This is a genomic window from Caulobacter sp. SRI_008 (assembly GCF_057586355.1).
Genome location: NZ_JBYCZS010000019.1, coordinates 94,049 through 117,191, shown reverse-complemented (window position 1 = coordinate 117,191; position 23,143 = coordinate 94,049). Strand labels below are relative to the sequence as shown.

The following is a 23,143-nucleotide window of genomic DNA, read 5'->3' as shown; positions in this document are numbered from 1 at the left end:
TTAAGCCGCGTTCTTCTTCTCGAGCTCGCTCACCAGCCGCTCCTTCCAGAGCCGGGGCGAGCCGGCCACGAGGGAGAGCTGCCGCGAGCGGCGGTAATAGAGGTGGCAGTCGACCTCCCAGGTGAAGCCCATGCCGCCGTGCACCTGGACGCTTTCCTTACTGGCGAACCAGAAGGCTTCCGAGGCGGCGATGCGGGCGGCGGCGGCGGCCGTGGGCAGCTCTGGCGCGTCGTCATTAAGCGCCCAGGCGCCGTAATAGGCGTTGGAGCGGGCGACCTCGTTCTTGACGTACATGTCGGCCAGCTTGTGTTTGATGGCCTGGTAGCCGGCGATCACGCGGCCGAAGGCGTAGCGGCCCAGGGCGTATTCCTTGGCCATCTCCAGGCAGCGATCGGCGCCGCCCAGCTGTTCGAAGGCCAGCAGCACGGCGGCGCGGTCGAGGATCGCCTGCACGAGGTCGAAGCCCTCGCCCGCCGCGCCCAGCCGTTCGGCGGCGGCGGCGTCGAAGGTCAGGCGGGCGACGCCGCGGGTGGGATCCAGGCTCTCCAGCGTCTCGCGTTTCACGCCCGCGCCGGTCAGCTCGACCAGGAAGAGGCTGGGCTTGCCGCCCTCGGACGCCAGGACGATGGCGGTGTGGGCGATGTCGCCGTCGGTGACGGGAATCTTCACGCCTGAGAGCTTGCCGCTCTCGACCTTGGCCGACAGGGCCGAGGGGGTGAGCACGCCGGGGCCTTCGCTGACGGCCAGGCAGCCGATCAGGTTGCCGGAAGCGATGGCCGGCAGGATGGCGGCCTTCTGGGCGTCGGAGCCGTGGGCCATCACGGCCTCGGCCAGGACGTAGACGGTGGAGGCGAAGGGGATCGGGGCGACGGCGCGGCCCAGCTCCTCGGCGATGGCGCAGAGCTCGACCCGGCCCAGGCCCAGGCCGCCGTGTTCTTCGGGAATGGCCGCGCCCAGCCAGCCCTGCTCGGCGACGGCGGCCCAGAGGGCCTGGTCGTGGCTGCGGGCCGGATCGTCCAGCACCCCGCGCACCACCGCGGGCGGACAGCGGCCGCTCAGGAACTTGCGGGCCTCGTCCTTGAGGAACTTCTGGTCGTCGGAATAGTCGAAATCCACGGCCGTTTCTCTCCCTTGGCCGTTCTGTCGACGGCCGTTGGAAACGACGATGACCGAGCTTGCGCCCCCTGGAAAGATTGACCCGGCGTCAAGAATTTCAGGTTCTTATGCCTTTGAGCATTTGCAGGCGAAGTTCCGGAGTCCCATGGCCAAGACCGTCTACCAGCGGAACCAGAAGGTTTGGGTCGAGAGCGTCGGCGCCTGGGCGACGATCGAGAAGATCGTGCCCATCTGGGCCAAGGGCTTCGACGAGCCCGTGCGGGTGACCTACGACGTCGGCCTGGGCCGCGAATTCCTGGCCCACGAGCTGAAGCCCGAAGACAAGATGGACCCGCAGGAAGGCGGCGTCCTGTCGAACTGGCGGGTCTTGAGGGCCCGCAACAAGTGGCAGCAGGAGGGCGACTGCCTGCACCACCCCTTCCCCGGCACCTATCCGGTGGTGGTCACCGATCCCAACGACTGGGGCGGCTGGCGCACGCCCGGAGCCGAGTACGACCGCGACCCGCGCAAGATCGAGTTCCAGGCCAAGCTGATCGCCACCGCCCCGCGCCTGCACGCCCTGGCCCGAGAAATCTTGACACTGGTCGGCGACCATCCCGAGGACGCTCCCCCCGCCCTGCTGGCCCTGGCCCAGAAGGCCGCGGCCATCGAGCGCGAACTGCACGAGACGCCGGCGGCGAGCGGGACGGTGGAAGGGTAGCTCCCTTCCCCCTTGATGGGGGAAGGGTCGGGGATGGGGGTGACCTTCTGAGCCGGCGGCCGTGTGCGGCATCCGACGCCGCAGTCACCCCCACCCCTGCCCCTCCCCCATCGAGGGGGAGGGGTTCCAGATCGCTAGAACCGCCGCCCGATCCCCACCGACACCACGGTCGGATCCAGGTTCACCTTCGACTTCAGCGCGCCGCCGTTGATCTTGGCGTCGGTCTCGAACCACACCTTCTTGACGTCGAGATTGACGACGTACGGCCCCTTCACGGCGATGTCGGCGCCGACCTGCAGGGCGTAGCCGAAGCCGTCGTCGAGATCGACGGTGAAGCCGTTGCGGTCCTTGCCGCTGTAGAACAGCATGTAGTTCAGCCCCGCGCCGACATAGGGATTGAACCGGGCCTTGGGCGCGAAGTGGTACTGGGCCGAGACCACCGGCGGCAGCACCCAGGTCTTGTGCACCACGACGTCGGTTCCCGGCCCCACGGCCTTGACGGTGTGCTGGGTGGTGCCAGCGATCACCTCGACGGCCAGCTTGTCGGTGATGAAGTAGGAGACGCCCAGGGTCGGCTTGACGTCGTCCTTGACGTCGGCCTTCAGGCCGGTGGCCGCGCCGGCCGAGGTGACGATCGGGTCGCCCGCGTCGGGCAGCACGCCGGTGGCGCGCAGGTTGACCTGCCAGGTCCCCTTGGCGGCGGGCGTGAAGGCCTCCTGGGCTTGAGCGGCGCCAGTCGCGGCGGCGAGCGTCAGGCCAGCCAACAGGGCGAGGCGGAGGGCGGTCATGGTCTTATCCCCTTGGAGTTCGACGCGTCGAGGCGTCGTCAGGGGTGATGCGCCCGCCCGCCGGGGCGCACATTGATCCGCCTCAAGCTTGTTGGGATCCGCCTCAAGCCCGCGAGAAGGCGCCTTCCTTCCAGGCCCGCCAGGCGAGCCAGCCGACGACCAGCACGCCGCCGACCAGCAGCGGGACCGAGCTTTCGGGTCCGCTCGGCCCGCGCAGCCAGGAGACCAGCGCGCCGCGCTCGGGCTCGGAGATGAAGGCGGCCGCGCCGTCGTAGCCGCCTTCCAGCGCGTAGCCGCCGGTCACCAGCTGGACGAGCGCGCCCCAGGCCCCGGCCAGGCCCATGCCCAGCCACAGACGCTGATTGCGCAGATAGGTCAGGCCCAGGATCGCCCCGCCGAGCAGCGCGCCGAGGCGCTGGGCGAGCAGCAGCGGGCCGTCCGAGGCGGGGTAGAAGCAGGCGACCAGCACGGCGGCGATCACCACGGCCGGGATCGGGCCGAGGGCCTTGGCCAACAGCCGGGTCAGCACGCCCTGGACGACGACGGCCATCACCACGCCGCCGGCGATCCCGGTGACGAGCCGATCCGGAATGGCCCAGCGCCAGTCCACCAGCGACGGCGGCCCCCACGTCACCGCGCCGATCAACGTCAGCAGGGCCATCAGCAGGGCGAAGGCGGCGACCACCAGTCCGGTCCCGCGCGCGGCTTCGCGCCAGGCCTCCTTCGGCGCCAGTTCGGTGCGGTCGCGCTTCTCGACCAGTCGCACCAGCACCGAATAGGTGCTGACAACGGTGAACGCCCCGCACAGCAGAGCGATCGGCGCCTGCTTCAGCAGCACCTCGTCGACCTGGTTCAACGACTCTTCGGGCCGCATCACCCCGTAGAGATAGAGCCCGATCATGCCCAGGCCGAAGGCCACGATCGCGCCGGCGACGGTGACGATCAAGGCCAGGGCCAGCGCCCAGGCGACGGTCGCCGCGCGACGTCCCGGCGAAAGTCCCGGCGCGACAGGTTCCGAATTGGCGATCTCTGACACGTGAAAACACCCCCGATTGAGTCGCCAACCTAGCCGATAAATCGACAAACCGCGCAACCGGCGGCCTCGCCCCGGCCCCGACGGGCGACTACATTGGCCCCATGCGCACCGAAACGCCCCAGCCGATCCGGCTCTCCGACTATCGTCCGTTCCCGTTCGAGATCGAGACGACGCACCTGTCCTTCCAGCTGGAGCCATCGGCCACGCGCGTGACCGCGACGCTGCAGGTGCGCCGCACGGGCGCTGCCGGCGAGCCGCTGTCGCTGAACGGCGAGCGCCTGGCGCTGAAGGCGATCGCGATCGACGGCCAGGCCCTGAGCGCCAACCAGTACGAGCTGGACGACGAGCGCCTGACCATCGCCGACGTCCCCGACGCCTTCGAGCTGGTGACCGAGGTCGAGATCGATCCGTCGGCCAACAAGGCGCTGATGGGCCTCTACATGTCGGGCGGCCGGTTCTGCACCCAGTGCGAGGCCGAGGGCTTCCGCACCATCACCTTCTTCCCCGACCGGCCTGACGTGCTGAGCCGCTACACCGTGCGGATCGAGGCCGACGCTTCGTTCGAGCACCTGCTGAGCAACGGCAACCTGATGGAGGCCGGCCAGCTGAAGAACGGCCGCCACTTCGCCGTCTGGAACGACCCCTTCCCCAAGCCCGCCTATCTGTTCGCCCTGGTCGCCGGGCGGCTGGACGTGCTGGAGGACGACTTCGTCACCATGAGCGGCCGCACCGTGGCGCTGAAGGTGTTCGTCGATCCCGGCCAGGCCTCGCGCGCCGCCTATGCGCTGGACGCCCTCAAGCGCTCGATGAAGTGGGACGAGGAGGCGTTCGGCCGCGAATACGACCTGGACCTCTTCATGATCGTGGCCGTGCGCGACTTCAACTTCGGGGCCATGGAGAACAAGGGGCTGAACATCTTCAACAGCTCGCTCCTGCTGGCCGAGCCGGAGACGGCCACCGACTTCGACTACGAGCGCATCGAGAGCGTCGTCGCCCACGAATATTTCCACAACTGGACCGGCAACCGCATCACCTGCCGCGACTGGTTCCAGCTGTGCCTGAAGGAAGGCCTGACGGTCTTCCGCGACCAGAGCTTCAGCGCCGACATGCGCGGCGCGGCCGTGCAGCGGATCAAGGACGTGAAGGCCCTGCGCGCCCGCCAGTTCGCCGAGGACGCCGGCCCGCTGGCCCACGCCGTGCGGCCGTCCAGCTATCTGAAGATCGACAACTTCTACACCGCGACCATCTATGAGAAGGGCGCGGAGATCATCCGCATGCTGAAGACCATCCTGGGCGCCGGCGCGTTCCGGGCCGGGCTGGACCTCTATTTCGAGCGCCACGACGGCGAGGCGACCACGGTCGAGGCCTTCATCGCCTGCTTCGCCGAGGCTTCGGGCCGGGACCTTTCCAGCTTCTTCTCCTGGTACGAACAGGCCGGCACGCCGTCGGTGTCGCTGACCCACGCCTATGACGCGGACGCCAAGGCGCTGTCGATCACCCTGAGCCAGAAGACGGCGCCCACCAGCGGCCAGCCGGTCAAGAAGGCCCTGCCGATCCCGGTCACCATCGGCCTGCTGTCGCAGGCCGGCGCGCCGCTGCGCGACAGCGAGGTGGTGCTGCTGGAGGGCGAGAGCCTGACGGTGCGCTGGGAGGGCGTGGCGGAAGCGCCGGTGATCTCGGCCCTGCGCGGCTTCTCGGCCCCGGTGACCCTGACCACCGACGCACGGCCCGCCGACGCCTATGTGCTGTTCGCCGCCGATCCGGATCTCTTCAACCGCTGGGAAGCCGGCCAGGGCCTGGCCCGCGGCCTGATCCTGGCCCGCGCGGCGGGGGCTCCCGACGAGGTCGGCGAAGAGCGCTACGCCCAGGCCCTGGGCCAGGCGCTGGACGACGCCGCCGCCGATCCGGCCTTCAAGGCCCTGCTGCTGGCCCTGCCGAGCGAGGGCGACCTGGCCCTGGCCGTCGATCCGGCCGATCCGGGCGCGATCCACGCCGCCCGCGACGCCCTTCGCGCCCGCATCGCCGTGCACCTGGGCGAGCAGCTGGCCCGCATCCACGGCGCCATGCAGGGCGACGGCGAGTTCTCGCCGGACGCCACCTCGGCCGGCCGCCGGGCGCTGCGCAACGCCTGCGTCGACCTGCTGGCGGCCGACCCGCACGCCGACAACGTCCAGCGCATCGTCGGCCACTTCGAGGCCGCCGCGGCCCTGACCGACGCCATGGGCGGCCTCTCGGCCCTGCTGGCCGTGGGCGGCGAGCCCTGCGAGAAGGCGCTTTCGGCCTTCCACGCCAAGTGGCGGCACGAGCCGCTGGTGCTGGACAAGTGGTTCTCGGTGCAGGCCCGCGATCCGTCGGAAGGCGCGCTTGCCCGCGTTCTGACCCTGACCGAGCACGAGGACTTCGACGCCGGCAATCCCAACCGCTTCCGCGCCCTGGTGCAGGGCTTCGCCAGCGCCAACCCGGCCCGCTTCCACGATCCCAGCGGCGCGGGCTATCGCTTCCTGGCCGACCAGATCCTGGCCGTGGACAGCTTCAACCCGATGACGGCGGCCCGTCTGGTCGAGCCCCTGGGCGGCTGGCGGCGCTATGTCCCGGCGCTGGGCGATCTGATGCGGCGGGAACTGGAACGCGTGAAGGCCGCGCCGGGGCTGTCGAAGAACGTGCTCGAGCTGGCGGGGCGAGCGCTGGATTAGGAACCTCCCCCTCTGGGGGAGGCGGCCGAAGGCCGGTGGGGGGACGTTTTCAGCTTCCGGTGAAGCGGACGTCCCGCAAAAACTCCCCCCACCGATCGCTTCGCGATCACCTCCCCCACGGGGGGAGGTTCCCTCAAGCGGCGAGCCTGGGGTGATTCTTCCGCGCAACGGTTGCGACCAAAGCGCTCAGCCCCCAGGGATTCGCGTCTCCCCAGGGTGACGGCGACCGAACGCGTACGGTAGATTCACCACGATTGGCGAACTGACTCGCCTGGGGTGCTGCGGAGTTGCGGGCGTTGCGGATTGGCGGGGCGAAACCCGGGAGGACGGCCAAGGCCGGACTTTCGGCTGCGGGCGCGGCTCGCATGCGCGCCGCCCGGTCGTCGCAGGCCTATGTCCGCGTCGTGATCCTGGCCGCCCTGCTGCTGCTGGCCGTCTACACCGCCCTCGGCGTCGTCAAGCTGCAGAAGGAAGCCGCCGCCCCGCCAGGCGGCGCGGCCCTGGCCGCCCAGGCCCAGATCCTGTCGGGCAAGGTCGAGACCAATCTCGCCGCCCAGCGCGCCGGCCTGTCGGCGGCGGGCGACCTGCTCGAACGCGACCCGACCTCGGCCATGGACGCGGCCGAGACCGCCCTGCGCGCCGCCGGCGGCGAGGCCATGGCCGTCGCCGTGGCCACCACCGGCGAAGTCATGGCGGTGGCCGGCCGCGATCCGTCGGCCGACTGGCGCGAAGCGGCCCGCGCCGCCGCCGCCTCGGGCCGCAGCGCCTGGATCGGCGGCGTCGGCCGCAGCGGCCGCCTCTATGTGGCCATGGCCGCCCAGACCTCGGCCGGCCGCGGCTACGTCATCGCCGCCGGCGATCCCTCGCGCCTGCTGGGCGAGCCGGACAAGACCCAGTCCAACGCCCTCTTCCTGCCGGACGGCGGCCTGCTGGTCGGCGTCGGCCGCGCGGTGCAGGGCGCCGCCAGCCTCGACCAGGCCTACGCCCTGTCGGTGGAGGACCTGCAAGGCGGGGCCGCCGCCCTGACCGGCCGCGGCGTCGACGGCTCGGGCCTGGACGTGGCCTTCGAGCCCCTGGCCCAGGGCGCCCTGATCGCCGCCGTCAGCGCCCCCAGCCACACCGTCGCCAATGTCGACCGCCGCCTGATGGAAGGCGCGCTGACCCTTCTGATCCCGCTGGCCGCCGGCATCGCCCTGGCCCTGATCCTGATGCTGCAAAGCCGCCGCGCCGAGGCCGCCCAGCGCGAGTTCATCGACAGCGAGCAGCGCTTCCGCCTGGCCGTCGAGGCCGCCCGCTGCGGCATCTGGGAATGGGACCTGCGCTCGGACGAGGTCTACATGTCCGACGTCACCGGCGCGATGTTCGGCTGGGGCGGCGGCGGAGTCGCGCCCGGCGAGGATCTCGTCGAGCGGATCTCGTCGGACCACCGCGACCGCGTGCGCCAGGCCCTGGCCAACGCCGCCCAGTTCGGCGCCTTCGACGTGTCGTTCCGCATCCCCGCCCGCGAACACGGCGGCCGTTCGATCTGGGTGGACGCCCGCGGCCAGGGCTTCGGCAAGCCGGGCGAGGACGGCTATTCGCGGATCATCGGCGTGGCGCTGGACGTCACCGAGGAGCGCCTGGCCCAGGCCCGCGCCCAGGCCGCCGAGAACCGCCTGCGCGACGCCATCGAAAGCGTGTCGGAGGCCTTCGTGCTCTGGGATCGCCAGGGCCGCCTGCTGATGTGCAATCGGAACTACCGCAGCGTCTTCTCGCTGGAGCCGCGGATCCTCAAGCCGGGCGCGGCCCGCGCCGAGGTCAACCGCTTCGCGGCCCTGGCCATCAAGCAGGAGATCCCCGACCCGACCGGCGCCAAGGGCGTGCGCGAGGCCGAGATGAACGACGGCCGCTGGATCCAGATCAGCGAGCGGCGCACGGCCGAGGGCGGCCTCGTCATGACCGCCGCCGACATCACCGCCATCAAGACCCAGGAAGAAGCCCGCCGCCGCAACGAGGAGCAGCTCCAGAACGCCGTCGCCGGCCTGGAGCGCAGCCAGGAACAGCTGGCCGAGCTGGCCCGCAAGTACGAGATGGAGAAGGTCAAGGCCGAGGGCGCCAACAAGGCCAAGAGCGAGTTCCTGGCCAACATGTCCCACGAGCTGCGCACGCCGCTGAACGCCATCAACGGCTTCTCCGAGATCATGATGAACGAGATGTTCGGCCCGCTCGGCGACCAGCGCTACAAGGGCTACAGCCTCGACATCCACAACAGCGGCCAGCATCTGCTGGCCCTGATCAACGACATCCTCGACATGTCGAAGATCGAAGCCGGCAAGATGAACCTGAAGTTCGAGCCGCTGCACCTGGAAGACGTGACCGAGGACGCCGTGCGCCTGGTGCGCAACCGCGCCGAGGCCGCCGGGCTGAAGCTGGAGGTCGACTTCCCGCCCCTGCCCGAGATCGAGGCCGACTACCGCGCGGTCAAGCAGGTGCTGCTGAACCTGCTGAGCAACGCCATCAAGTTCACCCCCCGCCAGGGCCGCGTCACCGTGCGCGCCGAGATCCGCCGCGATCCGCTGGGCGAGCGGGTGAAGGTGTCGGTCACCGACACCGGCATCGGCATCGCCGCCGAGGACCTGGCCCGCCTGGCCCGTCCGTTCGAGCAGGTGGAAAGCCAGCACTCCAAGACCACGCAAGGCACGGGCCTGGGTCTGGCGCTGACCAAGTCGCTGGTCGAGATGCACGACGGCGCCCTGGAGATGGTCTCTAACCCGGGCGAAGGCACCACGGTCAGCTTCATCCTGCCGGTCAGCCAGAGCAGCCCGATGCAGATGCGCGACTACGCGGTGGCGTAGAGACGTGCTGCCGACAAAAATCACCCGACAAGCTTGACCGGTCGCGGCAACAGCTAAACTCTCACTTGCAGTAGCAGGAGAGACTTCTTCAAAATGGTGCGCTTTCCATATGCGTGCGGGCTCGCCTTCGGGCTGGCGCTTCTGGCGCTTTCGACGGCCGCGGCCGCGGCCGAGCCCGACAAGACGCAGGCTCTCCAGGACGTTGTCGTTTGGCAGGGCCAGCCGTTCGTGCCGAACCAAGGCACAACTTACATCGGCGAGTTGCGGCTGAAGCCCGGCGCGCAGATCTTCACCAACGGCTTCCCGGTGAAGCTGGTAATCGAGCTCTTGATCATCGAAGACACGGCCCAGCTAATATCCCCTGGCCCCTCAGAGGCGACAATGGGAGAGAGCTCTGGCCTAGTCGAGTTGGTGGTCCAGAACGTGGAGGGCAAGGGCCTCTCGATCCTCAACGCCGGAGTGGCGGGCGCGCCAGGCTCCAATGCACCGCCACGCGACCCATCCGCCTGCGCCGCCGACGCCGCCGCCTCGGCCGGCAACCCTGGCGGCCCGGGACAAAACGGCGGCGACGCGGCCAATGTCTCCATAGTCACCTCCTCGCAGTCGGCCTGGGCGGCCTTCTCGGTGCTCACCGACACGAACGCCGCCGGCCAGCCTCAAAACTGCGGCGGCCAGATCTGCGGGGGTCTCGGAGGCCTAGGCGGCGCGGGCGGCGCGGGTGTTCCCGTCAAGCCCGCATGCGACAGCAAAGCCCTCGGACCGGACGGACCCCCAGGCGCGACAGGGTCGACGGGCCGCAACGGGAAGGTCTCCTTCAACTGGTCCGTCGCCATGCCCGAGCGTTCGCGGCAGGATTCGCTGACAGCTTCCCGCAGGGAGTGAAAGGCCATGCCCGCCGTTTCCGGAACGCCCGTCGCCTTCGTCCACGTCAGCGACCGTCAGCGCGCGCTCGACTTCTATGTCGAGAAGCTGGGCCTGGCGGTGCATAGCACCGACCCGTTCGGCGACTTTCTGGGAGCGGGCGACGCGCTGATCCGCCTGACCGCCCTGCCCGATTTCAAGGCCGGCGCCCATCCGGTGTTCGGCTGGAACGTCGAGGACATCGAGGCCGCCGTGCGCACCCTGGCCGGCCGGGGCGTGGTCTTCACGATCTACGAGGGCTTCGGCCAGGACGCCCTGGGCATATGGACCGCTCCCGACGGCCAGGCCAAGGTCGCCTGGTTCGCCGATCCCGATGGCAACGTGCTGAGCCTGTCGCAGGCTTGAGGCGACGCACGTTCCGCGACACTCTCCGCGCCGTTTCGCGCGGAAGGCTTCCCGCGCGGTTTCGGGGAAATGACTGAATGAGCGGCGCCCTGGTGCTGATCCTGTCGTCGGCCGCCGCCGCCATCGGGCTGTTCGCGGCGACGCAGCTGGTGCTGCGGCCCGGCTGGCGGAAGGCTCCGGCGACGGCGCTGGCGGTGTTCCTGCTGCTGAGCGCGCTGTCGGGCGTCGACCTGATCCTGGATCGTGGTGGGATCTACGCCGCCGCGCCCTGGGCGACGGGGATCCTGTGGTCGACCTCGCTGTTCCTGGGACCGGCGATCCTGGCCTATGTGGTGGCCATGACCGGGGATCCGGAGGCGGGGTGGAGCCCGGTGCGGATCGCGCGGCTCTGCTGGCCGGCAGGGATCGCCCTGCTGCTGGCCCTGCCGTTCTTCGCCCTGCCGATCCCGACCCGGATCGCCATCTACACCGGCGTGGGGGCCGAGACCGACGCCTGGGCCGGCCCGCTGCAGCTGGCCTTCGTGGCGCTGTTCCTGACGACGACCCTGGGCTACCTGGCCGCCGCCTTCCGGGTGATGGGCCGGCACGTGCGGCGGGTGCGCGACCTCTTCTCCAACATCGAGAACCGCACCCTGAGCTGGCTGCGGGTGCTGCTGCTGGTGATGCTGGCCGCTTGGATCTGGGGCGCGGTGAAGTCGGGCCTGGCGCTGAACGTCGCCCACGCCGATTGGCTGGACGTCGCCGGCGCTGCGGTGGAGCTGGCCTGGACGGCGGCCATCGGCCTTTTCGGCCTGTCGCAGCAGCCGATCTTCACGCCCCAGACCGAAACGCCCAAGGCCCTGCCCCCGGCCGAGAAGTACGCCCGCTCGGCCCTGCCCGAAGCTCGCCAAGTCGAGATCGCCGCGCGGCTGGACCGGGCGATGGCGGCTGACGCCCTGCATCGCGATCCGCTGCTGTCTCTTAGTGCGCTGGCCGTCCGCATCGGCGTCTCGCCCAACCACCTGTCGCAGGTGCTGAACGAGCACCTGGGCCAGAGCTTCTTCGACTATGTGAACCGCTGGCGGGTCGACGAGGCCGTCGAGCGGATCCGCACCACCGACGAAGCCATCCTGTCGATCGCCTATGAGGTGGGGTTCAACTCGCGCTCGACCTTCAACGCAGCCGTCAAGAAGCACGCCGGCCGACCGCCCAGCGCCTTCCGCCCCGCCGTCTGACGCCCCCCTCCAGCAATGTCCGGTCCGGCAGGATCGGAAGCCCAAGCCCTTCGAGCCTACCCGTCCGGACGACGCCCGGCGGCGTCTGCTCCAGCGTCGTGACTGTCACCTCCCCGTTCGAGAGAAACAGTCATGATCCTCCGCCTGAAGGGCGCCGCCCTGGCCGCCTGCGCCCTGGCGCTCCAACCGTTCGCCGCCCGTGCGGAGAGCGAGGAGCCCGACCACCTGCTGCTGCTGGGCGCTGGCGTCTACGCGACCAGCAATCCCTATGAGAGCGCCCGCGAGAAAACCGAGACCGGCGTCCTGCCGCTGTTCTTCTACCAGAACCGCTACCTTACCGCCGACCTGTCGGGCCTGGCCGTGAAGGCCTACGAGACCGAGCACTTCAAGCTGGAAGGCCGCGTCAGCCCGCGCTTCCAACTGGTCGATCCGAAGGACACCCGCGACTTCGCCTTTCTGGAGCGCGACACCGGCGTCGATGTCGGCGCGCGGTTCAGCGGCATGGCCGGCCCGGCGACCCTGAGCCTGGAGCTCCTGGCCGACGCCACGGGCGAGACCGAGGGCCAGGAGATCAATCTCGACCTGACCCTCGCCGCCCAGCCCACCGAGCGGCTGTCGCTGGAGGCGGTGGCCGGCCTGTCGTGGAAGGACGAAAAGCTGGCCACCTGGCTCTACGGCCTGCGCGAGAACGAGGTCGCCCCTGCCCTGGCCTATGAGTTCGGGCGCACGCCCCGGGCCCCGTCGGGCGGGGTGGTCGTGCCCTCGCTGGGGGTCCAGGCCCGCTACCAGCTGACCGAGCGGCTCTATGTGATCGCCGCCGCCGAGGTCGAGGCGTTCGACGACGACATCAAGAACAGTCCGCTGATGGCCAAGGGCCAGACGGCCGCCGGCTTCGTCAGCCTCGTTCGCCGGTTCTAGGCGTGCGGCCGGTGCACGCCTCGCGCATTTCGGTCGTGCCCAGCGGGCTGACCCTGGCCTGGGAGACCTTACTGATCCTGCTGATCTGGCTGGCCGCCGTCGCGCCCATGGGCGTGCTGGCCTGGATCGTCGCGCCCCGGCTGATGACGCCGGGCGATCCGCTGCCGGGGCTGGTGTTCTGGCGCATGGTGGTGGTCGGTATGGCCTGGCAAGGCGTGCTGGCCCTGATCGTGCTGAGGCTGGAGGGCGTGCCCTTCACCCTGCCCGCCCTGCGTCGGCGGCTATGGCTGAAGACGCCGACCTGGCGGTCCAGCGGCCGGCCGTTCGCCTCGGCCTTCCTGCTGGTTCCGCTGTTCGTGGGCCTGGGCTTCCTGGGCGACGAGGCGGTCGGGGCGCTGTTCCAGGCCACGCCCCTGGGACACCGGCTGGCCGAGGCGACGCCGGCCTTCGCCCAGATCGAGCACCTGATCACGCCCGAGGCCAAGGGCCGGTGGGACATCCTGGCCCTGGCCCTGGTCTCCAGCCTCTTCAACTACGCCCTGGGCGAGGCCCTGCTGTTCCACGGCGTGCTGCTGCCGCGCATGGAGCGGGCCTGGGGACGCTGGGCGTGGCTGGGCAACGGCCTGCTGTTCGCCGGCTATCACGTGCACAAGATCTGGATCATGCCCGGCCTGGTGATCAGCTGTCTCTGCTACAGCCTGCCGGCCCAGGCCTTCCGGTCGAACTGGCTGGCCGTGGTGATCCATGGCGTCGAGGGCGTGGTGCTGATCGCCGCCGTGCTGATCGTCATCCTGCAGCCGTGAGGGCGCCGTCGGGCGCGCCGAGCCTCGACACCAGGGCCGCGCCGGTTTCGTCGAGGCCGACGACCGACACCACCGCGCCCTGGCGGCGATAGCGCGACACCGCCTTGTCCAGCGCGCCGACGGCGGTCAGGTCCCACAGGCGCACGCCGGCCATGTCGATCTCGACGCGGGCGGGATGGCCATGGAACTCGAAGCCCGCGGCGAACAACTCGGCCGAGACGAAGAACAGTTGGCCCTCGACGGCGTAGCGGCGGACGGTCTCGTCGCTGTCCGCCCGCTCCTTCACCGCGATCATCTTCCCGACCTTGCGGGCGAAGAACAGCACGCTGAGCAGAACGCCCAGCACGACGCCCTTGGCCAGGTCGCGGGTCGCCAGCACCGTCACGGTCGTGGCCAGCATGACGATGGTCGACTGCAGCGGCGTCGAGCGCAGCTTGCGCACCGAGTTCCAGTCGAAGGTCGTGAACGAGACCATGATCATCACCGCCACCAGGGCGGCCATCGGGATCCTGGCCACCCAGTCGCGCAGCACCAGGATCAGGATCAGCAGGAAGAGGCCCGCCCAGAAGGTCGACAGGCGCGAGCGGCCGCCGGACTTCACGTTGATGATCGACTGGCCGATCAGGGCGCAGCCGGCCATGCCGCCCAGCAGTGGCGAGACGAGGTTGGCGATGCCCTGGCCGCGCGTCTCGCGATCCTTGTCCGACGGGCTGTCGGTCAGGTCGTCGAGCAGGTTGGCGGTCAGCAGGCTTTCCAGCAGACCGACGAAGGCCAGGGTCAGCGACACCGGCGCGATGATCCTCAGGGTCTCGAGCGTCAGCGGCACGGCCGGCAGGTGGAAGCCGGGCAAGGCCGTCGGCAGCTGGCCCATGTCGCCGACGGTGCGCACCGGCAGGTGCAGGGTGATGGCAACGGCGCTGAGCGCCAGGATCGCCACCAGCGACGACGGGACAGCCCTGGTCAGGCGCGGGAAGAGATAGATGATCGCAAGGCCCGCTCCCACCAGGGCGAAGGTCTGCCAGTTGCCGCCGATCAGCTGGGGCATCTGCGCCATGAAGATCAGGATCGCCAGCGAGTTGACGAAGCCGCTCATCACCGAGCGCGACACGAACTTCACGTAGCGGCCCAGGCGCAGGGTCCCGATGACGATCTGGATGGCGCCGGTCAGCAGGCTGGCGGCGAACAGATACTCGATGCCGTGCTCGCGCACCAAGCCGCCCATCAGCAGCGACATGGCCCCGGTGGCGGCCGAGATCATCGCCGGCCGGCCGCCGACGAAGGCGATGGTCATGGCGATGACGAACGAGGCGTAGAGGGTCACGGCCGGATCGACGCCGGCGATGAAGGCGAAGGCCAGGGCCTCGGGGATCAGGGCCAGGGCGACGACCGTGCCGGCCAGCAGGTCGCGGCCAGGATTGGCGAGCCATTGCTGGCGCGTCTTGGCGAGGAAGCTCATGGAGATCTGTCTTGGGTGCGGGTTTCCCGAGGGATCGGCGCCCGGGGTAGCCATCCGGCGAGGCCGGATCCGTTGTGCGGCCTGCTGATGCCGCATTCGCCGGCCTGGGGCAAGCCTGGCCGCCGCGAACCATTTTTTGCGTCCCGACTGGCTCCACGTGCGGTTTCATGCTCCGCCTGCGTCAAGCTAGAGGGGCCAGCGAAACAAGCGCCCCGCTTTGGTGGATGGGGAGTGCGATGACGCGACACGTAGCGATGGCCGGGGCCGCCCTGGCGCTGGTGATGACATTCGGCGGCCAAGCCGCCTATTCCGCAGAGATCACCCCGCCCGCCCAGGCCTTCGCCCAGGATCCCGGCAGCGACTACTTCCTGGCCGACTACACCGCCTACGAGGCCTATCTGAAGACCCTGGCCGGCCAGTCGGACCGCATGAAGCTGGTCGACATCGGCAAGTCCGAGGAAGGCCGCACCCAGTGGGTGGCGATCGTCTCCTCGCCCGCTAACCTGGCCAAGCTCGACGAATACAAGGAAGTCGCCCGCAAGCTGGCGCGCGGCGAGGTCACCCGCGAGGAGGCCGAGAAGCTGGCCGCCACCGGCAAGGCCGTGGTCTGGATCGACGCGGGCATGCACGCCACCGAGACGGTGACCTCGCAAGGCCAGATCCAGGTGCTCTACCGGATGCTGACCAAGACCGATCCGGAGACGATGCGCATCCTCGACGACGTCATCGTGCTGTTCGGCCACGACAATCCGGACGGCATGGAGCTGGTGTCCGACTGGTACATGCGCAACGCCGATCCGCAGAAGCGCGAGTTCAACTCGATCCCACGCCTGTACCAGAAGTACGTCGGCCACGATAACAACCGCGACAGCTTCATGTCGCAGATGTCCGAGACCACCAACGTCAACAAGGTGCTGTTCCGCGACTGGTATCCGCAGATCATCTACAACCAGCACCAGCCGGCCCCGAACGGCATGGTGGTGTTCGTGCCGCCGTTCCGCGACCCGTTCAACTACAACTACGACCCGCTGGTCATGACCTCGCTGCAGGAGGTGGGCATGGCCATGCACAGCCGCCTGGTGGCCGAGGACAAGCCGGGTTCGGGCGCCCGCAGCGCCGCCCCCTACTCGACCTGGCACAACGGCATGGAACGCTCCATCGCCTACTTCCACAACGCCGTGGGCCTGCTGACCGAGATCACCGGCGGGCCGACGCCGATGCCGCTGAACCTGGTGCCCGAGGTGCAGCTGCCCAACGGCGATCGCCCCATGCCCGCCCCGCCCCAGACCTGGCACCTGGCCCAGACGGTCGAATACCAGTGGAGCCTGGACCGGGCGGTGATGGACTACGCCTCGCGCAACCGCGAGCGCATGCTGTTCAACATCTGGAAGATGGCCAGCAACTCGATCGCCAAGGGATCGAAGGACAGCTGGACGATCACCCCGACCGAGATCGACGACCTGAAGGAAGCCGGCGCCAAGGTGAAGTTCGAGGGCAAGGTCACCGGCTCGGCCACCTCGGCCGCCGTCGATCCGTCGCTCTACAAGACCATCCTGCAGGCCCCGGAGAAGCGTGATCCGCGCGGCTACATCCTGACCGCCGACCAGGCCGACAAGCCGACCGTGGTGGCGTTCCTGAACGCCCTGATCAAGGCCGGCGTCGACGTCGATGAGGCCTCCAAGCCGTTCACCGTGGCCGGCAAGACCTATCCGGCCGGCTCCTACGTGGTGAAGACCGCCCAGGCCTATCGCCCGCACGTCCTCGACATGTTCGAGCCGCAGGACCACCCGCACGACGCCGAATATCCGGGCGGCCCGCCCAAGGCGCCCTACGACGTCACCGGCTACACCCTGGCCTACCAGATGGGGATCAAGTTCGACCGCGTGCTCGACGGCTTCGACGGGCCGTTCCAGCGCGTGCCCGACCTGATCGCCGTCAAGCCGGGCGCGGTGAAGGGTTCGGGCAAGGCCGGCTGGCTGATCGACCACGCCCCCAACAACGCCTTCACCCTGACCAACCGCCTGCTGAAGGCCGGCGCCCAGGTCTCGTGGCTGAAGGACGGCGCCAAGGCCGGCAAGCAGAGCTTCGCCGCCGGGGCCATCTGGGTCCCCTACTCACCCGCCGCCGCGACCGTGATCACGGCCGGGGTCAAGGAACTGGGCGTCGACGCCTGGGCGACGGGTTCGAAGCCCGGCGGCAAGGCCATCGCCCTGAAGCCGGTGCGCATCGGCCTGGTGGACGTCTATGGCGGCTCGATGCCCTCGGGCTGGAACCGCTGGATGTTCGAGAAGTTCGAGGCCCCCTTCCAGGTCGTCTACCCGCAGCGCCTCGACGCCGGCGATCTGGCCAAGGACTTCGACGTCTTGGTGTTCGCCGACGGCGTGGTGCCGGCCCCGGCCGGCGGCCCGTTCCGCGCCGGCCGCGGCTATCCGCAGCCCAAGCCCGAAGAGATCCCGGCCGAGTACCGTCCATGGCTAGGCACGGTGACCGACGAGACCACCCTACCGCAGCTCAAGGCCTTCGCCGAGCAAGGCGGCACGGTGATCGCCATCGGCGCCTCCACCCGCCTGGCCACCGCCTTCGGCGCGCCGGTGGACGTGGCCACGGCCAAGAGCGAGGGCGGCAAGCTGGTGGGCCTGTCGACCAAGGAGCTCTACATCCCCGGCTCGGTGCTGCGGGCCAAGGTCGACGTCACCCAGCCCCTGGCCTACGGCATCCCGGCCGACGTCGACATCTTCTACGACCGCTCGCCGACCTTCACCCTGAAGTCGGACGCCAAGGGCGTGTCCAAGGTCTCGTGGTTCGACAGCGACAAGCCCCTGCGCAGCGGCTGGGCCGTCGGCCAGGACAAGCTGAAGGACACCACGGCGATCCTCGACGTCGACGTGGGCAAGGGCAAGCTGTTCGTCATGGGCCCGGAAATCACCCAGCGGGCGCAGTCGTACGGGACGTTCAAGTTCCTGTTCAACGGGCTGCTGTACGGGCCGGCGGTGAGCGCCGGGAAGTAGTTCCAACCACCGTAAAACCCCCGCGAAAGCGGGGGCCCAGGTGTTTTATCGTCGAGCGACACGCGCTTCAGAAAAGGCCTGGGTCCCCGCTTTCGCGGGGATTTTACGGAATGAGATATGGAAAAGCCCCGGTCGCAGGACCGGGGCTTTTTCTTATGGGGAAAGACCCCCTCAGTCGCTCCGCGACAGCTCCCCCAAAGGGGGAGCATCTACTTGGCGCGGCGCTTCCAGATCCTCCCCCTCTGGGGGAGGTGGCCCGGAGGGCCGGAGGGGGTCTTCGGCGTCAGCGAATAACCCGCGCCCCAGCGCCCTGCACCAGGGCCTCGACCTCCTTCAGGCGCACCATCGAGGTGTCGCCGGGGGTGGTCATGGCCAGGGCCGCGTGGGCCGCGCCGTAGTCGACGGCGGCTTGCGGGCCGAGGTTCTCCATCAGGGCGTAGGCCAGGCCCGAGGCGAAGCCGTCGCCGCCGCCGATGCGGTCGTAGATGGCCAGGCCGTCGCGCATCGGGGCCTCGTAGAAGGCCCCATCGACCCACAGGATGGCGCCGAAGTCGTTGACGCTGGCCGAGCGCACGGCCCTCAGGGTGGTGGCCAGCACCTTCAGGTTCGGGAAGGCCTTCACCGCCTGCGGGGCCAGGGTCTTGAAGTTGGCCGGGTCGGTGGGGGCCAGACCCTTCACCAGACCGTCGATCTCCATGCCCAGGCAGACCACGAAGTCATGATCGTTGCCGATCATCACGTCGGTCATGGCGGCGATCTTGCGGTTCAAGGCCTGAGCGGCGTCGAGGCCGCCACGGTCCTTCCACAGCGAGGCGCGGTAGTTCTGGTCGAACGAGACGATGACGCCGTGCTTCTTGGCGACCTCCAGGGCCTCCAGCACCACCTCGCCGGTGTTGGACGCCAGGGCCGTGAACACGCCGCCGGTGTGGAACCAGCGCACGCCTTCCTCGCCGAACAGCCGCTCCCAGTCGATCTCGCCGGGACGCAGTTGCGAAGCGGCCGAGTTGGCGCGGTCGGAAACGCCCAGGGCCGGACGCACGCCGAAGCCGCGCTCGGTGAAGTTCAGCCCGACCCGGGTGTTGCGGCCCAGGCCGTCGAACGGCCGCCAGACGACGTGGGACATGTCCACGCCGCCCTGGCCGATCAGGTCCTGGACCAGCCAGCCCAGATCGCTGTCCGGCAGGGCCGTAGCGACGGTCGAGCGCTTGCCCCAGCACTTGCTCATGCCGCGGGCGAAGTTGTACTCGCCGCCGCCTTCCCAGACCTGGAACTGGCGGGCGTTGCGCACCCGCCCGTCGCCGGGATCGAGCCTCAGCATCACCTCGCCGAGGGCCGCGCAGTCCCAGCGGGTCTCCGACGCCGGGCGAAGCTTAAGGATCGGATCGCTCATCAGGCCTTGCCGCGCACCTTGGCGATCAGGTCGACCGTCTCGCGCACCTTCTTGGAGATGCCCGCGTAGTCCTTGGCGTCGAGAGCTTCCTGGGTGATCAGCTTGGAGCCCATGCCGGCGGCGACGATGCCCGCGCCGAACCACTTCTTGATCGAGGCCTCGTCCGGATCGACGCCGCCCGTCGGCATGATCTTGGTCCAGGGCATCGGGCCCATCACGGCCTTGATGAAGTCCGGGCCGCCGACCGACGAGCCGGGGAACACCTTGACGATCTCGCAGCCCAGCTCCTGGGCGTAGGAGATCTCGGTCGCCGAGCCGCAGCCGGGGCTGTAGGGGATCATGCGACGGTTGCAGAGCTTGGCGACGTCGGCGTTGACGATCGGGCTGACCATGAACTTAGCGCCGTTGGCGATGTAGAGGCCGGCGGTCGGCGCATCGACGATCGAGCCGACGCCCATGATCACGCGCGGATCGGCCGAGGCGAAGTGCTTGGTGACTTCGTAGAAGACGTTGGCGGCGAAGTCGCCGCGGTTGGTGAACTCGATGCAGGGCGCGCCGCCGTCGGCGCAGGCCTGGATGACGTTCTTACAGATCTCGACGTCCGGGTGGTAGAACACCGGCACCACGCCCTGGCTCTCAAGGGCCTGCAGCACCGCCATACGGTTCTTCAGCATTCGCGTACTCCTCCCGGAAGGGATGGTCTTGCGCGATGCGCCGCTGAGCGCCCCGCGCGTGGAAGATCTGTTCGGCGATCCCTTAGCCCGCGCGCGCGGCTTGCGCCACAGGCCGAGGCTGCCGCCACGTCAATTTCAGCCGCCCTGCCCTCTTGGGTGGGGCGAGGCAAAATGAAGGGCGCCGAGCCGAAGCTCGACGCCCTGGAAAAGTTTGCGCAGGAGCGAACTCAAAGAGCCGCAGGACGCCCGGTCGCGCGAGGCGGACCAAAACGTCATGACACCGGTATCAAGTTGAGCTCGGCTCGCGTTGTCACCGGTGTCATGAACAGATAAGCGCAGTTTCGGCATTTGAGCAAGCCTGTAGAAAACGCAGTTTCGCGCTTCGTGGAATTTTTGACGGGCGCGCCGATTTGGTGATCGGCGCGCCCCTTTTCCGGTCAGCCGGTGTTGCGCAGGCCGGCGGCGATGCCGGCCACGGTCAGCTGGATGGCCAGGCGCACGTCCTCGGCCTGCTCGCCGCCGCGACGGCGGGCCAGCAGCTCCAGCTGCAGGTGGTTCAACGGGTCGACCGAGTGGCCGGCCAGGGTCACCGACTCGGCCAGCTCCGGCTGGTTGTCGAGCAGGCTGGAACCGCCGCGGATGGCCAGGGCGATGGTCTGGGCCGCGTCGTGCTCGCGCTTGATAGCGTCGAAGATCCGCTGGGCGTTGTCCTGGTCGGGCGACAGGGCGACGTAGCGGGCGGCGATGCCCATGTGGCTCTGGGCGAGCGCCAGCTCCATGTTCGACAGCAGCGAGGCGAAGAAGTCGAAGCCGCCGGCCAGGTCCTGCAGCTGGCCGGTCGACAGGCCCGCGCGCTCGACGCCCGAGGCGAAGCCGTACCAGCCCGGCAGCATGAAGCGGGCCTGCGACCAGCTGAACACCCAGGGGATGGCCCGCAGATCTTCGATCTTGCGGCTGGCCGTACGCGAGGCGGGACGGCTGCCGATGTTGAGGCCGACGATCTCGCCGATCGGGGTCGCCGACCAGAAGAAGTCCTCGAAGGCCGGGTCGTCATAGACGAGCGCGCGATAGCCCTCGAACGAGGCCTGGGCCAGGGCGGTCATCGCGCCCTCGACCTTGGGATCGGGACGGTGGGCCGGGCGCTGGCTGGACTGCACCACCGCGGCGGCCAGGCCGTCGAGGTTGCGGCGGGCCGTCGGCTGGTCGCCGAAGCGGCGGGCGATCATCTCGCCCTGCTCGGTCATGCGGATGCGGCCCTGGACGGTGCCGGCCGGCTGGGCCAGCACCGCCTCGGCGGCCGGTCCCCCGCCCCGCCCGACGCTGCCGCCGCGGCCGTGGAACAGCTGGATGCCGACGCCCATGCGGTCGGCCTCGAACGCCAGGGCCGAGGCCCCGCGCGCGACGCCTCGACGGGAAGCGACATAGCCGCCGTCCTTGTTGCTGTCGGAGTAGCCGAGCATGATCTCCTGCACCGGCCGGTCGCCCAGGATGGTGCGGCTGATCGGCAGCTCCAGCCACTGACGCAGCACGCGCGGACCGTTCTCCAGGTCCTCGATGGTCTCGAACAGCGGGGCGATCTTCAGCGACGAGCGCGGCGCCGCGCCGCCCCAGACCAGGCCGACCTGCTTGAGCAAAACGAGCGGCTCGAGGATGTCCGACAGGGTGGCCGACTTGGAGATGATGTAGGCGCCGATGCAGGCGTGGCCGTAGTCGCGCACGGCCTGGGCCGCGGCTTCCATGGTCGCCAGTTCCTTGGCCGTCTCCTCGCTATAGGCGGTGAACGGCGAGACCAGCGGCCGCTGGTGCGACAGCTCCTCGATCAGCAGGGCCGAGCGGGCTTCCTCGTCGAGATCCAGATAGCGCACGCCGGTGCCGGCGCGGCGGTAGAGCTCGTCGATCGTGCGCTCGTGGACGTCGGCGTTCTGGCGCAGGTCCAGGCTCATCAGGTGGAAGCCGCAGGCCTTGGCGACGGCCACCAGGGTGCGCAGGGACGAACCGACCAGGCGCTCGCCGCCGCTGGCTTCCAGGGAGTCGATGATGATCTGCAGGTCGGCGACGAAGGCGTCAGGATGGTCGTAGGGCGCCACATCGGTGCGGCTGGTGGCGTAGGCCACCCACTGGTTGGTCAGCTTCTGCGACACGGCCGTGAGGCGGTCGAAGATCAGCTCCAGGGCCAGGCGGTAGGGCTCGTCCAGGCGATGCACCGACGGGTCCTTGGCCTGGGAGGCCAGGTTCAGCAGTTCCTGCGAGACGGGCGTGTAGGCGGTCGAGACGGCGAGGTTCGACCACAGCTTGCGCACCTCGCCGGCGTACCAGTCGAGGATCACCCGCGACTGCGACGACAAGGCCAGCTTCAGGGTCTCGCCGTTGACGCCGGGGTGGCCGTCGCGGTCGCCGCCGAGCCACGAGCCCATCTTCAGCAGCGGCGCGATGTGGCCGTGGCTGCCGATCTTGCCCGACCATTCCTCGTAGAGATCCACCATCGCCGGCAGGATCGAGGTGCGGACGATCGACAGGGCGTTGCGGATCTCGTCCTTCACGGTGATCCGCTCGGGCCGGTAGAGGCGCGTGCGCCACATCAGGGCGATCTCGCGGAACAGGCGCTCGCGGATGTCGGCTTCCAGGTCGGCCGGCAGGTGATGGCGGCGCAGGGTCATCAGGCGCGAGATCTCGGTCTCGCGGTCGACCATGCTGCGGCGGCGCACTTCGGTCGGGTGGGCGGTCAGCACCGGCACCACGTTCATGGCGGCGAACACCTTGGCCAGCTCGGCGTCGGTCTTGCCCTCGGCCTTCAGCGCCGCGACGGCGTCGACCAGGGTGCGGGCGCGCTCGTCGCCCGGCTGGGCGTCGGCCTCGGCGTGGCGGCGGCGGCCGGCGACGTCCTCGCCGATATTGGCCAGCAGCGAGTGGCTGGCGAAGGCGCGGGCCAGGAAGATGGCCTGGTCGTTGGACAGGTCGGCGAACAGGTGGTCGAGGCCGGGCGCCTCGCCGTCGGCGGTCTCGTGCGAGGCGGCCTTGCGGGCCTTGGTCACCAGCTCGCCGGCCTCGTCGCCTTCCAGATAGGCGATGGCCTCGATCAGGAGATCGCCCAGCAGATTGGCGTTCCGCCGGACATCACGGCTGGTGGGTCGGTCTGAGCCGAGGGAGAGGGCCGAGTCGCGCATGCGCATGCTCCATCACCGCCGCGAGGAGGAGCGGCGGATCGTCAGGACTGTAAGAACTGATCTAACGGTTCTCGCGTCCAACC

General features: G+C 69.5%; 15 protein-coding genes, 1 pseudogene and 1 other annotated feature. Of the genes and pseudogenes, 9 read left to right on the top strand and 7 right to left on the bottom strand.

Features of this window, described 5'->3' with window-relative positions; translation table 11 throughout:
• Nucleotides 1-1,116 (bottom strand): acyl-CoA dehydrogenase family protein, encoded by a 1,116-nt coding sequence (locus AC2YHT_RS17400; protein ID WP_487291023.1) that lies wholly within the window; start codon nt 1,114-1,116, stop codon nt 1-3.
• 145 nt (nt 1,117-1,261) lie between these two features.
• Here AC2YHT_RS17400 and AC2YHT_RS17395 point away from each other — a divergent pair, with 145 nt between their 5' ends.
• Complete coding sequence (locus tag AC2YHT_RS17395; protein ID WP_487291022.1) at nt 1,262-1,816, top strand: hypothetical protein; 555 nt, start codon at nt 1,262-1,264, stop codon at nt 1,814-1,816.
• 134 nt (nt 1,817-1,950) lie between these two features.
• Here AC2YHT_RS17395 and AC2YHT_RS17390 read toward each other — a convergent pair whose 3' ends face one another.
• Nucleotides 1,951-2,604: an OmpW/AlkL family protein gene (locus tag AC2YHT_RS17390; RefSeq protein ID WP_487291021.1), complete on the bottom strand. Its 654-nt coding sequence runs from the start codon at nt 2,602-2,604 to the stop codon at nt 1,951-1,953.
• A 103-nt stretch (nt 2,605-2,707) separates the two neighbouring features.
• Nucleotides 2,708-3,640, bottom strand: a complete 933-nt coding sequence (locus tag AC2YHT_RS17385) for a CPBP family glutamic-type intramembrane protease (RefSeq protein WP_487291020.1) — start codon at nt 3,638-3,640, stop codon at nt 2,708-2,710.
• Between the two features lie 101 nt (nt 3,641-3,741).
• Here AC2YHT_RS17385 and pepN point away from each other — a divergent pair, with 101 nt between their 5' ends.
• From pepN to AC2YHT_RS17350, 7 genes are all read left to right on the top strand, one after another.
• A complete protein-coding gene (gene pepN, locus AC2YHT_RS17380; RefSeq protein WP_487291019.1) occupies nt 3,742-6,333 on the top strand; it encodes an aminopeptidase N in 2,592 nt (863 codons plus the stop codon).
• Between the two features lie 365 nt (nt 6,334-6,698).
• Nucleotides 6,699-9,167, top strand: coding sequence for a cell cycle histidine kinase PleC (gene pleC, locus AC2YHT_RS17375; RefSeq protein ID WP_487291018.1), 2,469 nt, complete (start codon nt 6,699-6,701; stop codon nt 9,165-9,167).
• Nucleotides 9,168-9,260: 93 nt separating this feature from the next.
• A complete protein-coding gene (locus tag AC2YHT_RS17370; protein WP_487291017.1) occupies nt 9,261-10,049 on the top strand; it encodes a hypothetical protein in 789 nt (262 codons plus the stop codon).
• A 6-nt stretch (nt 10,050-10,055) separates the two neighbouring features.
• Entirely contained in the window at nt 10,056-10,433 is a 378-nt protein-coding gene (locus AC2YHT_RS17365) for a VOC family protein (protein ID WP_487291016.1), read from the top strand.
• 77 nt (nt 10,434-10,510) lie between these two features.
• Nucleotides 10,511-11,647: a helix-turn-helix domain-containing protein gene (locus AC2YHT_RS17360; RefSeq protein ID WP_487291015.1), complete on the top strand. Its 1,137-nt coding sequence runs from the start codon at nt 10,511-10,513 to the stop codon at nt 11,645-11,647.
• Nucleotides 11,648-11,779: 132 nt separating this feature from the next.
• Nucleotides 11,780-12,565: a MipA/OmpV family protein gene (locus AC2YHT_RS17355; RefSeq protein ID WP_487291014.1), complete on the top strand. Its 786-nt coding sequence runs from the start codon at nt 11,780-11,782 to the stop codon at nt 12,563-12,565.
• Nucleotides 12,566-12,576: 11 nt separating this feature from the next.
• Nucleotides 12,577-13,368: a CPBP family glutamic-type intramembrane protease gene (locus tag AC2YHT_RS17350; RefSeq protein ID WP_487291013.1), complete on the top strand. Its 792-nt coding sequence runs from the start codon at nt 12,577-12,579 to the stop codon at nt 13,366-13,368.
• On the opposite strand, the gene AC2YHT_RS17345 is transcribed toward AC2YHT_RS17350, so the two are convergent.
• A complete protein-coding gene (locus tag AC2YHT_RS17345; protein WP_487291012.1) occupies nt 13,352-14,824 on the bottom strand; it encodes a SulP family inorganic anion transporter in 1,473 nt (490 codons plus the stop codon). The genes AC2YHT_RS17350 and AC2YHT_RS17345 overlap by 17 nt on opposite strands.
• A gap of 20 nt (nt 14,825-14,844) precedes the next feature.
• Nucleotides 14,845-14,898, bottom strand: a sequence feature (sul1 is cis-regulatory element that is thought to sense ions involved in sulfur or methionine metabolism; They are found in Alphaproteobacteria).
• Between the two features lie 159 nt (nt 14,899-15,057).
• Here AC2YHT_RS17345 and AC2YHT_RS17340 point away from each other — a divergent pair.
• A pseudogene (locus tag AC2YHT_RS17340) lies at nt 15,058-17,832 on the top strand (M14 family metallopeptidase); the annotation flags it as partial.
• 283 nt (nt 17,833-18,115) lie between these two features.
• Here the strand turns inward: AC2YHT_RS17340 and AC2YHT_RS17335 are convergent.
• The 3 genes from AC2YHT_RS17335 to ppc all read right to left on the bottom strand — a co-directional run bounded on the left by AC2YHT_RS17335 (nt 18,116) and on the right by ppc (nt 23,060).
• Nucleotides 18,116-19,222 carry a PfkB family carbohydrate kinase gene (locus AC2YHT_RS17335; protein ID WP_487291011.1) on the bottom strand — a complete coding sequence of 369 codons (1,107 nt, stop codon included), beginning with the start codon at nt 19,220-19,222 and terminating at the stop codon, nt 18,116-18,118.
• Entirely contained in the window at nt 19,222-19,896 is a 675-nt protein-coding gene (locus tag AC2YHT_RS17330) for a bifunctional 4-hydroxy-2-oxoglutarate aldolase/2-dehydro-3-deoxy-phosphogluconate aldolase (protein WP_487291010.1), read from the bottom strand. Before AC2YHT_RS17330 ends, AC2YHT_RS17335 begins: the two co-directional genes overlap by 1 nt.
• A 437-nt stretch (nt 19,897-20,333) precedes the next feature.
• Nucleotides 20,334-23,060 (bottom strand): phosphoenolpyruvate carboxylase, encoded by a 2,727-nt coding sequence (gene ppc / locus AC2YHT_RS17325; protein ID WP_487291009.1) that lies wholly within the window; start codon nt 23,058-23,060, stop codon nt 20,334-20,336.
• Nucleotides 23,061-23,143: the final 83 nt, after the last annotated feature.